The sequence below is a fragment of the Corynebacterium sp. LaCa_282 genome (assembly GCF_057198125.1).
The window spans coordinates 1,460,306-1,482,359 of the sequence record NZ_CP191095.1 but is presented as its reverse complement, the minus strand read 5'-3'; the positions used below and the strand labels follow the sequence as shown (position 1 = coordinate 1,482,359).

18 protein-coding genes are annotated in these 22,054 nt (G+C 61.4%); 13 read left to right on the top strand and 5 right to left on the bottom strand.

The features are described from left to right. Window positions 1-3 precede the first annotated feature (3 nt). Window positions 4-942 (bottom strand): formimidoylglutamase, encoded by a 939-nt coding sequence (gene hutG / locus ACP8KU_RS06920; RefSeq protein ID WP_484483499.1) that lies wholly within the window; start codon window positions 940-942, stop codon window positions 4-6. Between the two features lie 62 nt (window positions 943-1,004). Between hutG and ACP8KU_RS06915 the strand changes: the two genes are divergently transcribed. Together ACP8KU_RS06915 and hutH are read left to right on the top strand one after the other, a co-directional pair. Continuing rightward, window positions 1,005-1,748 carry an IclR family transcriptional regulator gene (locus ACP8KU_RS06915; RefSeq protein WP_035108613.1) on the top strand — a complete coding sequence of 248 codons (744 nt, stop codon included), beginning with the start codon at window positions 1,005-1,007 and terminating at the stop codon, window positions 1,746-1,748. A 74-nt stretch (window positions 1,749-1,822) separates the two neighbouring features. Next, a complete protein-coding gene (gene hutH / locus ACP8KU_RS06910; protein ID WP_484483498.1) occupies window positions 1,823-3,373 on the top strand; it encodes a histidine ammonia-lyase in 1,551 nt (516 codons plus the stop codon). On the opposite strand, the gene ACP8KU_RS06905 is transcribed toward hutH, so the two are convergent. Then, complete coding sequence (locus tag ACP8KU_RS06905; RefSeq protein WP_288747995.1) at window positions 3,354-4,154, bottom strand: SGNH/GDSL hydrolase family protein; 801 nt, start codon at window positions 4,152-4,154, stop codon at window positions 3,354-3,356. The genes hutH and ACP8KU_RS06905 overlap by 20 nt on opposite strands. Before the next feature lie 181 nt (window positions 4,155-4,335). On the opposite strand from ACP8KU_RS06905, the gene ACP8KU_RS06900 reads away from it, so the two are divergent. From ACP8KU_RS06900 to ACP8KU_RS06885, 4 genes are all read left to right on the top strand, one after another. Beyond that, on the top strand, window positions 4,336-6,012 hold the full coding sequence (locus ACP8KU_RS06900; protein ID WP_484483497.1) for a urocanate hydratase: 1,677 nt from the start codon (window positions 4,336-4,338) through the stop codon (window positions 6,010-6,012). After that, window positions 6,013-7,182: an imidazolonepropionase gene (gene hutI / locus ACP8KU_RS06895; RefSeq protein ID WP_239267832.1), complete on the top strand. Its 1,170-nt coding sequence runs from the start codon at window positions 6,013-6,015 to the stop codon at window positions 7,180-7,182. It abuts the gene before it with no gap. Between the two features lie 46 nt (window positions 7,183-7,228). Beyond that, window positions 7,229-9,100: a DEAD/DEAH box helicase gene (locus ACP8KU_RS06890; RefSeq protein WP_023017755.1), complete on the top strand. Its 1,872-nt coding sequence runs from the start codon at window positions 7,229-7,231 to the stop codon at window positions 9,098-9,100. A gap of 147 nt (window positions 9,101-9,247) precedes the next feature. Next, window positions 9,248-10,486 carry an HNH endonuclease signature motif containing protein gene (locus ACP8KU_RS06885; protein WP_484483496.1) on the top strand — a complete coding sequence of 413 codons (1,239 nt, stop codon included), beginning with the start codon at window positions 9,248-9,250 and terminating at the stop codon, window positions 10,484-10,486. Window positions 10,487-10,494: 8 nt separating this feature from the next. Here the strand turns inward: ACP8KU_RS06885 and ACP8KU_RS06880 are convergent, their stop codons facing one another. From ACP8KU_RS06880 to putP, 3 genes are read right to left on the bottom strand one after another with little or no spacing between them, the layout of a single operon-like run. Further along, window positions 10,495-10,938: a hypothetical protein gene (locus ACP8KU_RS06880; RefSeq protein ID WP_005280147.1), complete on the bottom strand. Its 444-nt coding sequence runs from the start codon at window positions 10,936-10,938 to the stop codon at window positions 10,495-10,497. Window positions 10,939-10,994: 56 nt separating this feature from the next. Continuing rightward, window positions 10,995-11,561, bottom strand: coding sequence for an HNH endonuclease family protein (locus ACP8KU_RS06875; protein WP_023017757.1), 567 nt, complete (start codon window positions 11,559-11,561; stop codon window positions 10,995-10,997). Between the two features lie 34 nt (window positions 11,562-11,595). Continuing rightward, window positions 11,596-13,167 (bottom strand): sodium/proline symporter PutP, encoded by a 1,572-nt coding sequence (gene putP / locus ACP8KU_RS06870; RefSeq protein ID WP_005282330.1) that lies wholly within the window; start codon window positions 13,165-13,167, stop codon window positions 11,596-11,598. Between the two features lie 168 nt (window positions 13,168-13,335). Between putP and ACP8KU_RS06865 the strand changes: the two genes are divergently transcribed. The 7 genes from ACP8KU_RS06865 to ACP8KU_RS06835 all read left to right on the top strand — a co-directional run bounded on the left by ACP8KU_RS06865 (window position 13,336) and on the right by ACP8KU_RS06835 (window position 21,998). Then, on the top strand, window positions 13,336-16,365 hold the full coding sequence (locus ACP8KU_RS06865; RefSeq protein WP_484483495.1) for an SNF2-related protein: 3,030 nt from the start codon (window positions 13,336-13,338) through the stop codon (window positions 16,363-16,365). 4 nt (window positions 16,366-16,369) lie between these two features. After that, window positions 16,370-17,191 (top strand): SWIM zinc finger family protein, encoded by an 822-nt coding sequence (locus tag ACP8KU_RS06860; RefSeq protein ID WP_237800365.1) that lies wholly within the window; start codon window positions 16,370-16,372, stop codon window positions 17,189-17,191. Between the two features lie 2 nt (window positions 17,192-17,193). After that, a complete protein-coding gene (locus ACP8KU_RS06855) occupies window positions 17,194-18,309 on the top strand; it encodes a metallophosphoesterase family protein (RefSeq protein WP_237800364.1) in 1,116 nt (371 codons plus the stop codon). 5 nt (window positions 18,310-18,314) lie between these two features. Next, a complete protein-coding gene (locus tag ACP8KU_RS06850) occupies window positions 18,315-20,903 on the top strand; it encodes an AAA family ATPase (RefSeq protein ID WP_484483494.1) in 2,589 nt (862 codons plus the stop codon). Window positions 20,904-20,908: 5 nt separating this feature from the next. Continuing rightward, a complete protein-coding gene (locus ACP8KU_RS06845; protein WP_005282341.1) occupies window positions 20,909-21,415 on the top strand; it encodes a MarR family winged helix-turn-helix transcriptional regulator in 507 nt (168 codons plus the stop codon). Then, the gene (locus tag ACP8KU_RS06840) at window positions 21,402-21,722 is read left to right on the top strand and encodes a molecular chaperone GrpE (protein ID WP_237800362.1); all 321 of its coding nucleotides are present in this window, start codon (window positions 21,402-21,404) and stop codon (window positions 21,720-21,722) included. The genes ACP8KU_RS06845 and ACP8KU_RS06840 overlap by 14 nt, the downstream gene beginning before the upstream one ends. A gap of 72 nt (window positions 21,723-21,794) precedes the next feature. After that, entirely contained in the window at window positions 21,795-21,998 is a 204-nt protein-coding gene (locus tag ACP8KU_RS06835) for a hypothetical protein (protein ID WP_023017763.1), read from the top strand. Window positions 21,999-22,054: the final 56 nt, after the last annotated feature.

Sequence of the window (22,054 nt, the reverse complement as noted above, 5' to 3'; positions counted from 1 at the left end):
GTCTTACTGCCCGCTTACCGCAGTGAGGTGAGCATTAACGATGTCATCGATAAGCCGCGCCGCCGCCTTGGCGGTGCGGTTGTCTATGTCGAAGGTGGGGTTGAGCTCGACGACATCGACAAGCGCGAGCTTGCCCGTCGCGGCGATGGCGACCGCCAGGGCGCGGATGCGCTCGTAGGCAACGCCGAGGCTAGCCGGGGCGGATACGCCCGGCGCGGTGGAGGCGGGAAGGACATCCAGGTCGATGGAGAGGTGGACCTTGTCCGCGGTGGCGGTGGCCTGGGTGGCGAGCGTGCCGCAATCGGCCGGGGTGAGGTTCACTAGCTCCTCATCCAGGGTGTAGTTGACGCCGAGCTTATCGGCATCGTTGAAGAGCACCGCGGTGTTATTGGGGCGGGAAATACCGAAGACGGTGTAGTCAAAGTCATCGGTGAGCTGGGAAATCTGGGTAAAGGGCGTGCCGGAGGTGGCGTGGTCCGCGTGGCGGAGATCGAAGTGGGCGTCCAAGTTGATGATCGGGGTGGCACCGCGCGCGCGGAACAGGCCACGGTGGGAGCCGAAGGCGGTTTCGTGCCCGCCGCCCAAGATAATCGGCAGGGTAGCGCTGCGGACGAGTTCTTCGACCTTGTCAGATAGGGCCTCGTGTGCGCCGTCGAGATCATCGCCTTGGGTGGTGATGGTTCCGGCATCGGCAAGCGCGTGGCCGTGGTGGACCGCTAGGGAGCCAAGGGCTGTGCGCAGGGCGGCGGGGCCGGCGGCGGCACCCTGGCGGCCGCCATTGCGCAGCACGCCCTCATCAGAGGCAAAGCTCAGCAGGGTCACGGGCGCGGATTCGGCCTGGTTGATGACGCTATGCCAGCGCGCGTGCTCGGCGCCGGGGCCATCGGAGCGGCCGGACCACTCGGGGGCGGGAGTAAAAAGTGGGGCTGATTCGGTATTCATAGTGCCGATACTAGAAGCGTGCGGTGAATTTGTCTGTCAATGGCGGAATATAATTGGACGTTGTGAGTGCTAACCGAGTCCCCGCCGCGCGCCATGCCCTAGACATCCTCAAGCTGCTATCTACTATCGATGTCCCGATTTCCGCCGCCCGCATCCAAGGCGAGCTCGGCCTGCCGCGCTCGACCACGTACCACCTGCTCGCGGAAATGGTCGATGCCGGGTTCGTTGCCCACCTGCCGGAGCACAAGACCTACGGCCTGGGGCTGGCCGCGTACTCGATGGCCTCTGCGTATGTAACCCAGCAACCGCTGGTACGTATGGCCACGCGCGACCTGGAGGAATGCGCACGGCTCGTTGGTGGATCCGGGCATCTTTCGCGCATGGCGGGCTCGGAGATTTTATACCTGCAGGAAGTCCGCGCGCCGGGTGCGACCTCGTTGGTTACGGAGGTGGGGGTGCGCTTGCAGGCGCATAAGACTGCCTCGGGCAGGGTGATGCTGGCACACCTGCCGGAATGGGAGGTCAAGGCCGCATTCGATACCGCAGGCGGGGAAAATTTTGGTCTCCTGAAAAAGCAGTTGGACCGGGCCCTTGCGCGCGGATGGGACCAAGAGGTGGAAGAAATCTCGCGGGGACAGGCCTCGGTGGCGGTGCCCATCCTGGACCACCTGGAGCGGCCCGCGGCGGCCATTGCGGTGACCTATCCCGTGTCCACGCCGGGCGATAGGGTGGAGGCGCTCATCGCGGCGCTGGGCCAGGCCGCGGAGAAAGTTGCGGGGAAAATGTATCGCCAGCGCGAAAAGTGAGGTACCATGCGGGCTAGCGCGTTAGGCTGTGACGTGAGCTATATTTTGCTGCCCTAAAGACACTAGGAGTCATCATGCCTAATGCATACCCATCCACCGTTACCGTCGGCGTCGGAGCGCTGACCATTGAGGAAGTCGTGGCCGTTGCCCGTTACGGCGCCACGGTAGAAATCTCCGCCGAGGCCCTGGACGAGGTCGCCTCCACGCGCGACCGGGTCGAAGAACTGGCGCAGGATCCCACGCCGGTCTACGGAATCTCCACCGGTTTCGGCGCGCTAGCCCGCCGCCACATCCCAGAAGAGATGCGCGCCCAGCTGCAGCTATCCTTGGTGCGCTCCCACGCGGCCGGCACCGGTCCGGAGGTGGAAGAAGAAGTCATTCGCGCGCTCATGCTGCTGCGCCTTTCTACCCTGTGCACCGGCCGTACCGGCGTGCGCCCAGTAGTGGTAGAGACCTACGCCAAGGCGCTCAACGCCGGCATCGTGCCGGTGGTGCGCGAATACGGTTCACTGGGCTGTTCCGGCGACTTGGCTCCGCTGGCCCACTGCGCCCTAGCGCTGCTGGGCGAGGGCGAGGTGCGTGTGAACGGCGAGCTGAAGGACGCCGGTGAGGCCCTTGCCGCCGCCGACATCGAGCCGCTGGAGCTGCGCGAGAAGGAAGGCCTTGCCCTGATTAACGGCACCGACGGCATGCTGGGTCAGCTTTGCCTGGCCATTACTGACTTGCGCGCGGCCGCCAAGACCGCAGATATCGCCACCGCCATGACGGTAGAAGGCTTGCTTGGCACCCTCGTGGTCTTTGCCGATGACCTGCAGCAGCTGCGCCCGCACCCAGGCCAGGCCGATTCTGCCGCCAATATCCGCCAGGTGGCAGACGGCTCCGAAATCCTCGCCGCAGCTCTGGAGGAGTTCAAGAAGAACCAGGTCCAGGACGCCTACTCGGTGCGTTGCGCGCCGCAGGTGGCCGGCGGTTTCCGCGATACCTTGGCGCACACCGCGCAGGTAGCAGAGCGCGAGCTCGCCGCCGCCGTGGATAACCCGGTGGTGGCCAAGGACGGCCGCGTGGTCTCCAACGGCAACTTCCACGGCGCGCCGGTGGCCTATGCGCTCGATTTCCTTTCCATCGTCACCGCGGACCTGGCGTCCATTTCTGAACGCCGCACCGACCGCTTCCTGGATCCGGCCCGCAACCGCGGTTTGAACGCCTTTCTTGCCGATGACCCCGGTGTCGACTCCGGCCACATGATCGCCCAATACGCCCAGGCTGGCATCGTCAGCGAATTAAAGCGCCTGGCTACCCCGGCCTCGGCCGATTCCATTCCTTCTTCTGCCATGCAGGAAGACCACGTGTCCATGGGCTGGTCCGCCGCCCGCAAGCTGCGCAAGGCAGTCGATGGCCTGCAGCGCGTGCTCGCCGTGGAGATCCTCACCGCGGCGCGCGCCATCGACATGCGCGAGGGAACGCCCGCTGGCGGCACCGGCGCGGTCATTGCCGCCTTGCGCGAGACCGTTCCTGGTCCCGGCACCGACCGCTACCTATCGCCGGAAATCGAGGAGACCGTGCGCCTGGTCAAGTCTGGCGCGCTGATCGATGCCGTCGAGGCCGCTACGAGCGAGCTGCGCTAACCGCCTGCGCCATCGCCACCTGGCCCGCATGGGTGGGGTGCATGGGGAAGGAATCGGTATCCTGCCCCGTAAAGTCCACCCACGGTTCGGCAGAGCAGGCGGAGTGCTGCGAGGCATTATCAGGCAGCACGTAGGTGGCGTCGTTGCGCTCGGCGGCCTCGCGCACTGTTTGATTGATGCGCTGGATGGTATCTGCCAGCCACTCCCGGTCTGTGGCCGGGATTTTTTCTATGAAAGGGCAGGTCTCGCCCGGGTTGATGAGGGGGATATAGCCGGTGGCAATGACCTTTGCCTCAGGTGAGCGGTGGGCGATTTCCCCGTAGACCTTGTCCAGGCGTTGGGGCAGATCGTGTAGTTCCAGTTCCACCTGAGGGCCGGACTCATCCTGGCACATATCGTCCGTGGCGCATTGGGTCAGGCGCACAAAGCTTACGTCGTTGCCGCCGATGCTCAAGGAGATAAGGGACGTATCCGCGGCCAGCGCGTCCACCTGGGCGGGGTGTTCGCCCGCGGAGGATAAAACATCGAGCGTGCTCGCGCCCTGGCAGGCGACATTGCGGAAAGAGCTCGTGGCGATGTCCTGCGCGGCGAGCTCCGGATAGGAATCTTGCGCGCGTGCGCAGGAATCGGGCGGATCGAGAGGGAGCGTCGTCGAGCCCATCGCCGCGTAGGAATCCCCGAGGGCCACATAGTTTTCTGGTTCTTCTGGAGCTTCCTCTGGCTGGTTGGAGCATCCTGCCAGCAGGCAGGCGGCGGCGAGGGCGGGCAATATGTGGCGCATGGATGCCATCGTAGCCGCAGAGTCTGAAATGCCAGACAGTTGGTGACTGTGCAAGCTCTAAATACGTTGTGCATCACACTAAATTGATATCTGTGACGCTCGCCAAGCCCCCGGGAGACAGCCCCGGGAAACCGGCCTTGGGGTAGGGCACGGCGTCGATAAGCACGAGCGAAAGGAAGCCATGTCTGAACCACGCGAAGTCCGCGCACCCCGCGGCACCGAACTCAACGCAAAATCCTGGCAAACCGAAGCGCCACTGCGCATGCTGATGAATAACCTCGACCCAGAGGTGGCAGAACGCCCCGAGGACCTCGTGGTCTACGGCGGCACTGGCCGCGCAGCACGTAGTTGGGAGGCCTTCGATGCCATCGTGGAATCGCTGAAGGACTTAGAAAGCGATGAAACCCTCCTCGTCCAATCCGGCAAGCCGGTGGGCATCTGGAAGACCAATGAATGGGCACCGCGCGTGCTCATTGCCAATTCCAACCTGGTGGGCGACTGGGCTAACTGGGAGCACTTCCGCAAGCTCGAGGACGAGGGCCTGATGATGTACGGCCAGATGACGGCCGGCTCCTGGATCTACATCGCCACCCAGGGCATCCTGCAGGGCACCTACGAGACCTTCGCAGCCGTGGCCAAGAAGCGCTTCGAGGGCAGCCTGGCCGGCACCCTGACCCTGACCGGTGGGTGCGGCGGCATGGGAGGTGCCCAACCGCTCGCCGTGACGCTTAACGGGGGAGCAGTGCTCATCGTGGACGTGGATGAGCACCGCCTGCGCCGCCGCCAGCACAAGCGCTACCTCGACGAAGTGGTCACCGACCTGGATGAGGCCCTGCGGTTGGTCCTCGATGCCAAGGAAAACAAAAAGGCCCTCTCCGTGGGCCTGGTGGGCAATGCCGCCGAGGTCTTCCCCGAGGTGCTGCGCCGCCAGCGCGCCGGGGAGTTCAAGGTAGACATCGTCACCGACCAGACCTCCGCGCACGACCCACTGTCCTACCTGCCCACCGAAATTACCGTGGATGACTGGCAGTCCGAGGCCAAGGCCGATCCCACGACCTTTACCAAAAAGGCCCGCGAATCCATGGCCGCACAGGTCCAGGCGATGGTGGAATTCCAGGACGAGGGCGCCGAGGTCTTTGACTACGGCAACTCCATCCGCGATGAGGCCCGCCATGCCGGCTACCAGCGCGCATTCGAGTTCCCAGGCTTCGTTCCCGCCTATATCCGCCCGCTGTTCTGCGAGGGAATGGGCCCGTTCCGCTGGGCAGCGCTGTCCGGCGATCCAGAAGACATTAAGGTCACCGACCAAGCCCTGAAGGAGCTGTTCCCGGAGAACGAGCACCTGCACAACTGGCTGGACGCCGCCGAGGAATACGTCGAGTTCGAAGGCCTGCCCGCCCGCATCTGCTGGCTCGGCTACAACGAGCGCCACAAGGCCGGCCTGCTCTTCAATGACCTCGTGCGCGAGGGCAAGATCAAGGCCCCCATCGTCATCGGCCGCGACCATCTCGACTCCGGCTCGGTTGCATCCCCGTACCGCGAGACCGAAGCCATGCTCGATGGCACCGACGCCGTCGCTGACTGGCCGCTGCTTAACGCCATGACCGCCGTATCCTCCGGCGCGACTTGGGTCTCCCTCCACCACGGCGGCGGAGTGGGCATGGGCCGCTCCATCCACGCCGGCCAGGTCACGGTTGCCGATGGCACCGCTCTCGCCGCCGCCAAGCTGCGCGCCGTGCTGACCAATGACCCAGGCATGGGCGTTATCCGCCACGTCGATGCCGGGTACTCTCGCGCAGAGGAAGTAGCCAAGGAGCGCGGCGTTCGCGTTCCCATGGAATTTAAGGCAAGGGATTAAATGAGCACACTTTTTACCGGAATTTCTGAACTCCGCACGGTCAGCGAGCACGGCACGCTTAACGATGCCGCCCTTATCGCCGACCACGGCACCATCGCCTGGATTGGCCCCGCTTCCCAGGCGCCCGCCGCCGATGACCAGGTGGACTTGGGCGGGCGCGCCGTCCTGCCCGGTTGGGTGGATTCGCACACCCACATGGTCTTCGACGGCGACCGCTCCGCCGAGTTCGAGGCCCGCATGTCCGGCGGCTCCTACGAGGCCGGCGGCATCGCGGTGACCATGGACGCCACCCGGGAGGCGGGGGCAGACCGCTTGGATAAGCTCGTCGCCGAGCGCGTGGCCGCCGGCCGCCGCGGTGGCACCACCACCTTCGAGACCAAGACCGGCTATGGCCTCAACACGGAATCTGAAGTGGAAGCCGCGCGCGTGGCATCCCAGCACGTCGACGACGTGACCTTCCTCGGCGCCCACCTCGTGCCGCCGGGAGCGGATGCGGAAGACTACCTCGATGAGGTCGTCGGTCCGATGCTGGACGGCGTTGCAGAATACGTCCAGTGGATCGACGTCTTCTGCGAGCGCGGCGCGTTCAATGAAGAGCAGTCGCGCCGCGTTCTCGAAGCCGGTAAAAAGTTGGGCCTTGGCCTGCGCGTGCACGGCAACCAGCTTGGCGAGGGCCCGGGTGTTAGCCTCGCGGTCGATCTCGGCGCCGCCTCGGTGGACCACGTGAACTACCTGAGCGATAGTGACATCGAAAAGCTCGCCGCATCCGAGACCGTGGCCACCATGCTCCCAGCCTGCGATCTCTCCACGCGCGAGCCCTTAGCGCCTGGCCGTGCGCTTCTCGATGCCGGCGCCACCCTCGCCATCGCCTCCAACCTCAACCCAGGTACCTCCTATACCTCGTCGATGAATTACTGCGTGACCACGGCTGTCCTGCAGCAGCATCTATCCGTCGATGAGGCCATCCACGCCGCCACCACCGGCGGTGCCACGGCGCTGCGCCGCCATAATGTGGGCAACGGACTCGACCCGCAGGGCCGCCCCGCGAAGGGCACCCTGGTGGAAGGAGCTGCCGCTGACCTGCACGTGCTCGATGCTCCCAGCGCGGTGCACTTGGCCTACCGGCCGGGCATGCCGCTGAGCTACCGCACGTTCGTGGCGGGGGTATAGCGAGGAATGGAGTTTGCCGCCGGTATCGCGTAGGGTTGGACGAGCAATGAGCATTACCGATAACGCCACCGGCGGCGTAAACGAGCCGGAAGATTTTAATAAGTCGGAATCTCAGGACAACTCGCAAGGTGTCAACCAGGACACCAGGGCTGCGAATACTTCTGAGGGCACCGGCGCTGAGTCCAAGGACTCGGCCAACGACAACTCCCAGGGGTTCGAGCACCTCGGCCTGCCAGATAAAATTCTGCAAGCCGTTGCGAAAGTAGGCTTCACCACGCCGTCCCCCATCCAAGCAGAAACTATCCCGATCCTGATGGAAGGCCGCGACGTCGTGGGCCTTGCACAGACCGGTACCGGCAAAACCGCAGCCTTCGCGCTGCCGGTCTTGTCCCAGCTTGACCCGCAGGCGCGCCACCCGCAGGCGCTCGTCCTCGCGCCTACCCGCGAGCTGGCCCTGCAGGTTGCAGACGCCTTCCAATCCTTCGCGGAAACCCTCAAAGGCATCGAGGTTCTTCCCATCTACGGTGGTCAGGCCTACGGCATCCAGTTGTCTGGTCTGCGCCGCGGCGCCCAGGTCATCGTGGGTACCCCGGGTCGCGTCATCGACCACCTGGAAAAGGGTTCGCTTGACCTGTCCCAGCTGCAGTTCCTCGTCCTCGATGAGGCCGATGAGATGCTGAACATGGGCTTCCAGGAAGACGTCGAGCGCATCCTGGAAAGCACCCCGGACCGCAAGCAGGTGGCGCTTTTCTCCGCCACCATGCCTAACGCCATCCGCCGTCTGTCCAAGCAGTACCTGCACAACCCGGCGGAAGTAACCGTTAAGTCCGAGCGTCGCACCAACGACAACATCAAGCAGCGCTTCTTGCTGATTCCGCACCGCGCAAAGATGGATGCCTTCACCCGCATCCTCGAGGTCATTACCTATGACGCCATCATCGTCTTCTGCCGCACCAAGCACGAGACCGAGGAGGTGGCCGAGGCCCTGCGCGATCGCGGCTACAGCGCCGCTGCCATTAACGGCGACATCGCCCAGGCGCAGCGCGAACGCACCGTCGACCAGCTCAAGGATGGCCGCCTAGACATCCTCGTCGCTACCGATGTCGCCGCGCGTGGCCTCGACGTGGAGCGCATCACCCACGTGGTGAACTTCGACATCCCGAACGATACCGAGTCCTACGTGCACCGCATCGGCCGCACCGGCCGTGCCGGTCGCTCCGGTGAGGCAATCCTGTTCGTCACCCCGCGCGAGCGCCGCATGCTGCGCTCCATCGAGCGCGTGACCAACGCCCGCCTCGAAGAGATGGATCTGCCGTCCGTCGATGAGGTCAATGAGAAGCGCAAGGAAAAGTTTGCGCAGGCCATTACCCAGTCCATGGACAACAAGCAGGCCGATTTCTTCCGCAACTTGGTGCGCAAGTACTCGGAAGACAATGACGTCGCGATGGATGACATCGCCGCGGCCTTGGCCGTCATGCACCAGGGTGGCAAGAACTTCCTATTGGAAGACAAGCCTTTGCCCAAGCCAAAGAAGGACCGCCGCGATCGCGATGACCGCAAGCGCGACCGTGACTTCAAGGGTGGCGGCAAGAACCGCGGCGGCTCCAAGCGGCCGGATGGTGACTTTGAGACGTACCGGTTGGACGTCGGCAAGCGCCAGAATGTCCGCCCGGGTGCCATCGTCGGTGCAATCGCCAACGAAGGTGGCCTGTCTGCCAAGGACTTCGGGCGCATCACCATTGCGGTGGGGCACACGCTCGTGGACCTGCCGAAGAACATGGACCCGGCTGTGCTGGACCGCCTGAAGGATACCCGGATTTCTGGCCAGCTCATCAAGATTCAGAAGGATACCGGTCGCCCGCCTCGCCGTGATGGCGGCGGCGGTGGCCGCAAGCACGGTGGTCGCTTCCGCGACTAATTAAACCTCCAAAGGGCCTCTTTTTAGAGGCCCTTTTTTCATGCCCTGTGACCTGCGCTTTTACTATAAACGGGGGTAGCGTGTCGGGGCGGTTTTGTATGGTGTATGGCGAAAGCATGTTCTAGTAAATCTCTCGAAAGAAAGTCCATGAATGCGCCATATTATGCCAATACCAATCCAGAAAATTCTACCTCCCGTGCAGCTACGGAAATTAGGAAAGCGGAGTACCAGTTCTGGGAGAAGCTTCATCCTGGCTCAGATGACGATATCGAAATTATTAGCCAATCCCTGTCTGATTTAACCGGGGCGCGTCAGTCCCGCATTAGAAATATTATTTTCGCCTTCGAGCGATTAAAAGAGCTGCCGCGGCTGCGCGCTCGGCAAGAACAGCATTTCCATTTAGATTTAGACCGACTCACTACGATTGACCAAACCCTAGCCAAACTCGGCGCCATTGATGCGGAGAAGAAATTCACTATCGATGACGCCCTGACCAACTACTTGACCCCAACCCGTCCCAATCAAAAGCTGCCCTCGCACCGCAATCTCCGCCGCAAGCTGCGCGAGCTCATCGTGCGCCTCGATCCCTCCATTGCCGCGCGGGATCCGCGCCGCAAGCAAGCATATAGCGTTGAACCTACAGGCGGGGAGTGGGCCGCGGTTTGCCTGGACGTCGGGTTGGAAACCGCGGAGATAATCGACCACAATATTCGGGATATCGCTACGGACAAGGACCTCACGATGGCTGAGGCCGCAGTGGAGCTGCTGACTGGAAAGGCGCAGGCGAAGGCCAAGGTCGTGTTGAATATGTATCGCTGCGACCTGCCGGATGCGCCCGCGTTTGTACAGAACTTAGGCTGGGTATCGCCGGAGACCGCGGATGACCTACAGGCTCGCGCGACAACGACAAGGGATATGGAGAAGGCCGGTCAGGCGGAGAGCCCGAATTATGTGACTCCGCCAGATATCCGGGCGTTTGTAGAGGGCTTGGATGGCACGTGCCGGTGGCCAGGCTGTACGCGGCCGGCGGTGGCGTCCCAGATGGACCATCGGCACGACTTTGCAGATGGTGGGCCGACCTCGGCGGCAAACCTCACTTGCCTGTGCCAGCACCATCACAATATAAAGACCGATGGGAGGGCGTTTTATATCAAGGACCCGATAAGTGGGGACATCGTCTGGCTTTTCGATGACTCTACGTGGGTCTACGACTCCGCGAGCGGACCGCTGGCGCCGAAGAACCGCAGGTGGGCGCAGACGGTAGCGCAGGCCACGCAGAAGCGGCGGGAGAATGCGCACGCAGATGCGCAGCAACTAAAAGAAGAGCTCAGAGAGGAGTCCACGCATGAAAAAGGGGACAGCGATGACACTGTCCCCGGAGAGTAAATGGCTTCCTAGATGTACATCAGGATAAGGCAGATGATCCACAGGAGGTTGAAGACGCCGCCGAAAGCGGACAGGGACTTCTTGATGGAGCCCAGGTTGGCGGTATCGCCGGATTCTAGGGCTGCCTGCGCCGTGCGCTGCTTAGGGAGGATGAGGAAGAAGAGCAGGCACCACGCGATGATGGCCACGAGGATGGCGATGTGGAAGTTGACCTGGCTCTTGAAGGTTTCAATATCAGACAGGAACACTGCAAGGCCAAGGACCGGCACGAGGGCGGAAATGTAGCCGTAAGTGTTGGTGATGTTGTGCAGGTTGCGGGCGGCGCCGAGGGCAGTCTTATCGCCCTGCGCTGCGCCCTGCAGCTGGGTCTGGTAGATGGAGGTGGAAATGCACACGGGGCCGAGCAAAACGATGGCCGCTGCCACGTGCAGGAAGATGAACAAAGTAGTCATGGAGGATGCCCTTCAGTTAAGAAAAGTTGCCTTGTTCACCCTAATCAATTTAACTGCTAGAAATCGAACCGACATTGCCTTCTCATTGCACGGACATCCGCGCGGGGCAACGGTAACTCGTACTTGCGCGCGATTTTTGCGAGGCGCCGCGAGTAATCGCAGCGGTTAGCGGGCGGTAACCACTCAGAGGGGAGGGAATCAGACTTTTCCTGATTGAGCTTCCGGCTGGTCGCCACCAAGTTGAGGGGATCGTTGGCAAAGCGGATCTTGGTGTCTTGGTCCCACTGTGCGGCACCCATGTCAAAGGCGGCAGAAAGTGGGAAGATGTGGTCGACCTCAATAGAGGAGGTGGCTGAAATCATCTCGCCCGCGTAGGGGTCATAGAGCGTGCCGGATTGCGGCCGGCAGTCTGCGAACGCCTCGCTGGCTTGGTTCTCCATGATGGCCTCACGCGTGGTGCATGCACCGTTGGGCTGCCAACCGCCGAACTCGTCGCGGTCGTAGCCCTGCAATTCCGCGCGGGATGGAACGGTGGAGACATCAAAACGCGGAAAAGGCCACGCATACCATGCGATAACGAGAGCGGTTATGCATGATAGCGCGGCCAGGTAATAGGACTTCATGTCCTATTGGACTCCGCGAGGTGCGGGAAGGTTCCTACTTGTTATCGGAAACCTTTTCTGCTGCTTCCTCGAAGTCCAGGGAGTCGTCCTTCTCAACGAGCTTGGCAAGCTTCTCGGCTTCCTCGAACTCGTCCAAGACCTCCTGGTCTGGCTGCTTGGTAGCCAAGGTGACCAGAACGGTGACGATGAGTGCGGAGAAGAAGCCCGGAACCATCTCGTAGAGGGAATCGCCGAGCGGGGACATGCCCCAACCGATGGCGACGACTGCACCGGTAACCATACCGGCGATTGCACCGGTTGCGTTGAGGCGCTTCCAGTACAGAGCCAGGATGACCAGCGGACCGAATGCGGAACCGAAACCAGCCCATGCGAAGCCGACCAGGCCAAGAATGGAGTCGGACGGGTTGATAGCCAGGAGTGCGGCGATAACCGCGATGGCCACAACGGCGGTACGGGACAGGTTAATCAGAACGCCCTCGGAAGGCTTGCGCTTTGCGATGATGAGGTAGAGGTCCTCAATCAGGGAAGAGGACACCACGAGCATCTGGGAAGACATGGTGGACATGATCGCTGCCAGAACTGCGGTCAAGACGAAACCTGCAGGCAATGGGTGCATCATGGCCTGAGCCATATCCAAGAAGATGGTCTCGAAGTTTTCTTGGTCAGTGATGGTTTCACCGAACTGGGTGAAGTACACGGTACCGGTAAGCGCAACGAAGATAGCGCCGATGACGGAAAGACCCATCCAGGTGATGCCGTAGAAACGGCCCTGCTTGGCGTCGGAAGGCTTACGCAGCGCCATGAAGCGCACGATAATGTGCGGCTGACCAAAGTAGCCAAGGCCCCAAGCGGCGTTACCAACGATAACACCAGCGGAAACACCGGCGAAGAGAGAGAAGTAGTTATCGTTTGGCTCGAGAGCCCCGTCGGTAGCGTAGCTGTTTTCGGTAGCGAAGGAGAAGATCGCGCCGGCATCGTCAAGAGCGAAAAGCGCCATGATTGGCACGATCAGCAGGGCGACGAACATCAGCATGCCCTGCATAGCGTCGGTGTAGGACACTGCCAGGAAGCCACCGATGAAGGTGTAGAAAATGGTCACTGCGGCGATGACCAACATACCGGTGATGTAGTCGCCACCGAAGGTGGACTCGAAGTAACGACCACCGGAGACCATGCCGGAAGAGACGTAGAAGGTAAAGAAGAAGATAATGATAACTGCGGAGATAATACGCAGCATGCGCGACTTATCGCGCAGACGGTTCTCGAAGAAGGAGGGGACCGTAATGGAATCGCCCGCAACCTCCGAGTAAGCGCGCAGACGCGGCGCAATCCACTTCCAGTTAGCCCATGCACCGATAAGGAGGCCGATAGGCATCCACAGCTCGGAAAAACCGGAAAGGAAGAGCGCGCCAGGCAGACCCATAAGCAGCCAGCCGGACATATCGGATGCGCCGGCGGAGAGAGCAGCTACGAATGGGTGCAGGCCACGGCCGCCCAAAACATAATCGTCATATTCGTCGGTTTGTTTGTAGCTCCAGTAGCCAATGGCTGCCATTACGAGGAAGTACACAATCATCGCAATGACGTACCAAGTTGATTCTTGCACGTTTCACTCCTTGTAGTGATTTGTCGGACATTCTTACGTTAACGGTGACTTCAGGTTCACCCAAGCTAAAATTCAGCTGTGGCATAGATCTCTGGTGATGTTTTTCATCGTTTAACTGCGTAAAGACGTGAATATAACGAGCTTGTAACAAAACTATACGGGGCTGCTATGCTGGCCGTTATGGCTTCTTACCTTGTGCATGGCCTTTGGCTGCCAGTCTCGGGGCTTGGTCTATGGATTGAGCAGGTAGAAGGACACAAGATTGTTATGCCTTCGGCCGTGCCGGAGGGGACGTTTCCGCAGGCAGTCGATGCTATCTTGGCTAAGAAATCCTTCCGGAACCGGGCGCGAGTATCACTGCGGACCCCAAAGGGTAAGGACGTCTCGCTCATGGTGCCCATGGCCATGTTTGCCCCGGAAGAAGCGGTAGAAGCCCTAGCCCAGCTGGAATACCTGGATCACCATCCACCGGAATCGATTGCACCGGATCTGCACTGGCTCATTCACGCATATAGCGGCCTGAGCAAGTTTGTCCGCGCGGGCAGGGTGACGTTCCGGCTGGCGTACCAGGCTAACGAGTGGTTCCCCATGTGGCAGTTGGCCTCAGGCTTGGGCGAGCGCGGTTGGCTCGCAGAAATGATGGCCGCGGCACCCGGGATTCTCCATATAAATAATAGGGCCCTTTCAGATGACCTAGCGGATGAACTAACGCATTGGATTGCCAACCGGGAATTGCAGCCGCTGCTCAATGAACCCCGGCCCATGCCGTGGCACGACTTCGCCCGTGCACTTTTGACGACGTCTCCCATTCGCCGCGGCCGCGCGCAACTACTGCGCGGGCTTAATGAATGGAAGAATTCCATTTACCAGGTGGAACTCCAGCTCGTCTACATCGTGGAGGAGCCGGAAGAACAGGATCCAGAAGACGCAGCGTGGCCGATTCGGGTGCGGGTGCGCTCTGGAACGGATTCGCCGCGGCCGGTGTTGGCGGATGAGTTGGATAGGGCGAGCATCGAGAAGCTGCGCGAAAACCACCGCAAGGCCGTGCACGCGGCGCCGAGCCTAGGCCAGAGTACGCAAATGCCCCAGCCTGGCGACGGCGATTGGGATGTTTATCTGGATACGGAGCAGCTCACGCAGTTTATTGCGCACGAGGTACCCGAGCTGAAGAAGCGGGGCATTACCGTCATGCTGCCCAAATCGTGGGCGCAGGTGGATACGAAGGCCAAGCTGGAAACTCGCGAGGCGCGGGATCCGGCGGAAGCCGCCACGAAGAAGCACATCGGCATGAATCAGCTCGTGGACTATAACTGGCGCATGTCCGTGGGCGATGTGGAGCTTACCGAGTCCGAGATGGACGAGTTGGTCAATTCCAAGTCCGGGCTCATCCAGCTGCGCGGCAAGTGGGTGATGGCCGATACCCAGGTCGTATCCAAGGTTTCCTCTTATATGGAGGAGCTGGCGGATAAGTCCCGCGAACGCGCCAAGAAGGAGCTCGAGCAGCTGGCGGCCTCGGCGGAGATGGCCAAGAAGCTAGGTGAGCCGGGCTGGCAGCAGCTCATGGCGGAGGTTGAGCGTCGCCGAGCGGAGTTCAACGAGAAGAGCGAGCACCAGGTCACGGTGGCGGAGCTGCGGGAGCTGGCGCTCGAGTCGATGGCTCAGGAGCCCATCGAATTTACCGGCAGCACGTGGCATACCGCGTTGCTCGGCGGCATGGATACGGTCGCACCTAAGCGCGTGGACATCCCGGAGACCGTCCACGCGGAGCTGCGCGAGTATCAGCGCACGGGCGTGGACTGGCTGTATTGGATGTCGCGCAATAATATTGGCGCCGTGCTTGCCGATGACATGGGGCTCGGCAAAACACTCCAACTACTGTCCCTTTTGGCAGTGGAGAAAGAGCGCGGTGAACAGACCGGGCCCACCTTGGTCGTTGCACCCACCTCCGTGGTGGGCAACTGGGCTCGCGAGGCCCGCCGCTTCGTGCCGGATTTTAAGGTCATGGTGCAACACGGCGCGGGGCGTCCGGGCGGGGAGAGGTTCCTCGAGGCCGCCGCGAAAGCCGATCTGGTCATTACGACGTACGGCACCGTCAGCCGGGATTTCAACCTCTTGGGTGAGGTGTCCTGGCAGCGCGTGGTCCTCGATGAGGCGCAGGCCATTAAGAACTCGGCCACGCGTTCCTCCAAGGCGGTGCGATCGCTGCCGTCTGAACACCGCGTGGCGCTAACCGGTACTCCGGTGGAAAACCGGCTGTCAGAGATGCGCTCCATCTTGGACTTTTGCAACCCAGGAATTTTGGGTACGGCGTCCTTCTTCCGCAATCACTTTGCCAAGGCCATCGAGCGCAATAATGATGAGGAGATGTCCGAGCGCCTGCGCGCGCTGACCGCACCTCTCATCCTGCGCCGCGTCAAGACCGATCCCAATATCATCGATGACCTGCCGGAAAAGTCCGAGCAGATTCTTACCGTATCCATGACCACCGAACAGGCCGCGCTGTACAAAGCGCTGGTCAATGAGGTGAAGAAGAGCTTGGAGGATGCTACGGGCATCAGCAAGCGCGGCATCGTCTTGGCCTCCCTGACCCGCATTAAGCAGATCTGCAATCACCCGGCGCATTACCTGGGGGATGATTCACCGGTGGTTATCAAGGGCAAGCACCGCTCGGGCAAGGTGAAGGAGCTGATGCGGATTGTCGATGCCGCCACCGAATCCGGTGAGCGCCTGCTGATCTTTACGCAGTACAAGGCCTTCGGGGCTATCCTGCAGCCCTACCTGAGCGGGCAGCTGGGCCATGAGATTCCCTTCCTGCACGGCGGGGTGACGAAGAATAAGCGCGACCAAATGGTGGAGGACTTCCAATCCGAGGATGGCCCACAGGCGATGATCCTTTCGCTCAAGGCGGGCGGCACGGGCCTCAACCTCACCGCGGCATCGATCGTGGTGCACATGGACCGTTGGTGGAACCCCGCGGTGGAAAACCAAGCCACGGACCGTGCCTTCCGCATCGGTCAGCGCCGCAACGTGCAGGTGTATAAGATGATTACCGCTGGCACGTTGGAAGAATCCATTCAAGACATTTTGGATGGAAAGACGCAGCTGGCTGGGGCCGTCGTCGGTGAAGGCGAAGGCTGGCTTACGGAACTGGAGCCGGACCAGCTGGCGGAGCTCATGAGTTACCGGGGAAAGGAGTAAGCGGATGGCCGTTAAGGGCGATGACAATGTCATCTACGCAAACTTTGGTACCCGCAAGCGCGTGAGCACCCCGGATGAGGTCAACCATGTTGACCGCAGCGGGCGGCTGCTGTCCAAGACCGCCGCCCGGATTTCTTCTTTTACCAGCCATGATGCGGACCGGGGGCGGATTACCCGCGGGCGCCAGTACGCCGAGGGCGGGCACGTCGTGGGATTGGAGATCCGTAACGGTGCCATCCACGGACGCGTGGCCGGTTCCCAGAACGAGCCTTTTTCCGTGCTCATTCAGCTGCCGTACCGCGATAATGACGATATCGCGGCACTCGCCAGCCAATTCGCGCGCACGCCTAATTCCGTAGCGAATGCGCGCAAGGGCCTGCTATCTGAGGAAGCGCTGGATACCTTGTTCGCCAGCGACGCCGAAGATCTACGACTATCCTGCACCTGCCCGGATTCCGCCTATGCCTGCAAGCACATCGTGGCGGTGGGAGATAGGCTCGCCACCCGCGCGGATGCGGATCCCGCCGTGATTTTCAATATGCGCGGGCTGGACTTTGCGCGCTTGGAAAAGGCCGTCATGGAGCAATCGCAGCAGGTCTCTCGCGAAAGCTTTGGGGCCAGCGATCTATCTGCGGAAGAAAAGAACGATGTGTTCTGGAACGGCCGCGAGATGCCCAAGCTGCCGCACCCCAAGGTTGCCCCGGCGCTGGAAGATTCCGATCCAGACCTCCTGCGCAAGGCCCTGCGGGCCGTATCTCATACGAATATTGAGCTCTTGCGCGCCGTGTCCGATATTGAAGACCTCTACTACCACTTAACGCACTGATTATGACTGCAACGACCTTTATCCACACGTCCGACTTCCAGCTGGGAATGACCCGCTGGTTCTTGAAGGGGGAGGCGCAAGGTCGTTTCAACGATGACCGCGAGTCCGCCATCATGCACCTAGGCCAGCTCGCGGAGGAGGTTGGCGCGGAGTTCATCGTCGTCGCCGGCGATGTATTTGAGCACAATGCGCTCTCCCGGGAGATCTTGGCCCGCGCCACCGAGATGTTTAAGCGCCTGCCGGTACCGGTGTATGTGCTGCCCGGAAACCACGATCCGTTGGTCGCGGACTCGGTATTTTATCGCACCAGCGCCGACAACGTGCACGTCATCGCGGATTCTGAGCCCATCGAGGTGGGCAAGGGCGTGGAAGTGGTCGGGGCGCCATACCTGTCCAAGCGCGCCAACCACGATTTGGTGCGCCAGGCCTTAGAACCGCTCGATTCCACGGAAGGAATTCGGATTGCCGTGGGCCATGGCCAGGTGGATTCGCGTACTAGCGGGGGAGATGCCGATACCATCGACTTGGAATTCGTCGAACAGTGCTTGGAGCGCGGGGTGATTGATTACTTGGCGCTGGGCGATACCCACTCGACGGCCAGCCTGGGCACAACCGGGCGCGTCTGGTTCTCCGGCAGCCCGGAGACCACGGACTTTAAGGAGTGCTCCACCGGTGGTGGCGAGGCTGATTCCGGGAATGCGCTGGTGGTAAGGATTGAGGGGGAGGATATAGACATCGATAAGCGCAGCATCGGGCGCTGGACGTTTGAAGCCCTCGATGCCTCCGTCAATTCCACCGAGGACGTCGAGCGCTTCCTGCGCAGTCTGGAGGAGTACCCGGATAAGGTGCGCACGGCGGTTAAATACAGCCTGCAGGGGACCCTCGGCATTGCGGCGCACGCCCGGCTCCAGCGTGGGCTGGATGAGTTGGAGGCGGTCTTTGCCTCGCTGCGCCCGCGCGAGCGGACCATGGACCTGTTCCTGGAGCCTAGCGAAGATGAACTAGCCAACCTGGATATTTCCGGCTATGCTGCCGACGCCCTGCAGGAGCTGCTGGATAACCGCGAGGATCCGGTGGCCCGCGACGCCGCCAACCTGCTATTTCGCCTGGAGGGATAAACCACATGCGCATCCACAGCTTAGAGATTAAAAATGTCCGCGGCATCGAGCACTTGGTATTGGATGACCTTCCAGAAACCGGGGTGGTGGTCATTCACGGCGAGAACGAGGCCGGTAAATCCACCATCGTGGAGGCCCTCGATGTGGTGTTAACGGAAAAGCACACGGCGCGCCCCAGCGGTATCCGGGATCTGCAGCCGGTGGGCAAGGATGTATCTCCGGAGGTCATTGCGGATATTTCCGTGGGGGAGTACCGCTTTCGCATTGCCAAGCGCTGGCTGCAGAAGAAGTACTGTGAGCTGGCCATCTCGTCCCCGCGCCACGCACAATATACAGGCCGCCAGGCCGATGACGAGCTGGAACAGATTTTAAGCGAGAACATGGATCGCCAGCTTCTCGATGTCCTCTTTATGCGCCAGGATGACTCCAATGACGCCATCTCCGCGGTGGGCATTCCGTCGCTGACGCAGGCCCTCGAGCAGGAGTCCGGCCTGGCGGAGGACGAGGTATCCGGCGATGATTCTCAGCTTTTGGGCAAGGTGGATAAGGAGTATAAGCGCTACTACACCGAAAAGACGGGCAAGGCGGCTGGCGAATACAAAAAGGCCCAGGAGACTCGGGAGCGTGCCGAGCAGGAATTGGAGAAAGCTTCCGCTGCGGTGCGCGGGCTCGATTCCGTGGTGGAGCGCTACGAGCATCTGGAACGCCAGCAAGAAGAGGCCGAGGCGCAGCTTCCCGCGGCGCGCAAGGACCTCGCCGAGAAGCAGGCCGCCGCGGACGAGGCCGTGAAGGCCCAGCACCAAGTGGATGCGCATAAGGCCGAGCTCACCCGCGCCAAGGAGGATTTCCAACGCTCGAAGGATGCGCAGTCTAAGCGCCAGGAGATGGTCGAGGCGCTCGATGCCGCTGGCACCGCAAAGTCGAGCGCCGCGGATAAACTTGCGACCGCCCGCGAGAAGGCCGCGGAGGAAAACGAGAATAAAGAGGCGGTGGAAAAGAAGCTGGCTACCGCCAAAGAGGACTACGCCACCGCGCGCGCAACGCTCAAGCAGGCGCGGCTGCATCAGGACAAGGAGACCTTTCAGCGCTTGGATAAGCGCCTGCTCAAGGTGGAGGTCTTGGCACGTGGCGTGGAGAAGGCCCAGGCGGAGATCGCCCAGCGCGGGCGCGAGATGACCGCCGCGGATGTCGAGGAACTCCGCAAGGCGGATGCCGATCTGTCACTGGCTAAGCGCCTGCACGATGCCACCGCCGCCAAGGTGGAGTTTTCCGGGCCCGAGGGCGCGGAGATTGGGGTGGATGGGAAGCTGGTGGACATCGGCAAGCAGCCCGCAATTGAGCTTGTCGATGGCCGCGAGATCACCATCGGCGATATCACCGCCCGCTTTGTGGCCGGTGCGTACTCTTCCGATAAAACCCAACGCGAGGTAGATCAGGCCGAGGCGCGCCTGCAGGAGCTTTTCGATGCCACCGGCGTCGAGTCCATCGCCGCCGCCGAGGCCCTGCTTAAGACGCACTCCGAGCAGAATGCTGGATTGGATGCCGCTACGCGCAAGCTCGAGGGCGAGCTGGGGCCGGATGATTTGGGCGAACTGCGCGCCCAGCACGCGGCGCTGAAGGAGAAGGTCGCCGAGCTCGATGAAGCCCCGGCCATGGACCTATCCGCTGCAGAAGAAGCTGAGGAAGAGGCGCGCGAGCTTGTCGATGCCCTCGACCGCGAGCTTATTCCCTTCCGCGATAGCCGCATCGCCCACGACGTGGTGCGCTTGGAGGCCGAGCTCGCTGCCGCTACCGAGAAGGCCGAACGTGCCGAGCGCGAGTTGGCTGAAGCGCGGGAGAAAACCTCCGATGCCGGCTTGGAAGAAGAGACAGAGCGGTTGGGTGCTTTGGTAGGCAAGCTGCAGGAGCAGCTTTCTGAGATGGAGGCCGTGGACCTGGCCACCGCCCAGAGCCTGGTGGAGGGCGCGCAATCGCACCTGGACTACCTGCAGAATCAGGTGCAAGATGCGAAGGTGGAGCTCGGCAAGTTGTCTAGCGAGATTAATTATCACTCCGGCGCGGCAGAGCGCGAGCAGCAGGCGCAAGCCGAAGCAGAGATGGCCCAAGCGGTGCTAGAAAGCGTGGAAAAGCGCGCGCTTGCGGCACGCTACCTGCGCGAGCTGCTGTTCAAGCACCGCGATGCCGCGCGCCAGCGCTATGCCGAGCCCTTCGTGGCGGCGCTCGCCCAACTGGCCCGCACCATTTATGGCGGGGATATCAGCTTTGAATTGGCAGACGATCTCTCTGTTACCGCGCGCACCCGCGATAATGAAACGGTGGCCATGACCAGCCTGTCTGGCGGCGCGCGCGAGCAGCTGGCCATCCTTACCCGCTTTGCTATCGCGCGCTTGGTGGCGGGGGAGGAAACCGTGCCGGTCATCGTCGATGACGCGCTGGGCTCCACCGACGACCACCGCCTGCAACTGATGTCCACTTTGTTCTCACAGGTGGGCCGCGAGAACCAGGTTTTGGTCTTTACCTGCATGCCGCAGCGCTATTCCCGGGTGCCTGGGCGCAGCGAGCGCGACATCGCCACGCTGAAGGAGGTAATCTAGTCCTTATGTCTGAACAAACCCGCTGGTTAAACGATGATGAACAGGAGCTATGGCGCCTATTATTGGCCGCGACCCGCAAGATAGATAGGGGCATGGACGAGACGCTCAAGGCTGGCGGGGAAATCTCCGTCTCCGAATTCGCGGTCCTGGTATCCCTCTCGGAAGCCCCAGATCAGCACCTGCGCCTGCGCGATCTGTGCACGGAGCTCGCCTGGGATCGCTCGCGCGCCTCCCACCAGGTCACTCGCATGGAAAAGCGTGGGCTCTTGGTTAAAGAAAAGACCACCGATGATGGCCGCGGGGTCAACGTGCACATTACGGAGGCCGGGCTCCACCACCTCGAGCGCGCGGCCCCCGAGCACGTGGAATCCGTCCGCCGCTTGGTCTTCGACCACCTCCACGAGGAGGACGTTCCCGCGCTCAAGCGCTTTTTCCATGGGGTATTGCAGGTCAATAATATCCCCGGCTATTCGGGATTCGTCCCGGATTCTTTATTGAATGGAGGAAAATAACACCGCCATGATGGGCCAAGAACTTTTCGAGCACCCGAAAAAGCAGCATAAAACGTATGGCTTAACGGCTTTGGACGAGCTGGGCCAGCGCATTGGTGATCCAGAGGCCTTCGCCGAGGAGCGCGCCGATGCCGATCAGGTTGCCGCGATGGAAGAAGCCCTGGAAGCATACCCCGATTCCGCGTTGACCTTTGATGAGGATGCCGATGCCTGGATCGTGGGCGCGGAAGAGGACATCGAGAAAATGTTCACAGACCGCGAGGCATTCCTCGAGGCTTTATTAAATGATGAAGATCCGGGGATCTAATGCCACCGTGGAGACCATAAACTGTTAAGATACTTTTAGTTAATCTTCGGTGAAGCGAGAGGTTTTATCATTATGAACGAGCGTGAGGCTCAAGAACAACGCGAGGCGGCGGCCCGCCAGCAATCCGAGGGCTGGGTTTCCGTTTTTGTCCAGTGGATTCCCTGCATGCTGCTGTCCGTAGTGCTGCTCGGCGCCATGTTCTTTGGCATGTACTACATCGAGCACGGCACCTTGGATATCACCCAGCCGATCACCAACGAATTCATCGTTGAGTAATTCTGCGCAATAGAAAAATCCGGCCTCCCTTGGAAAGTGGGAGGCCGGATTTATTT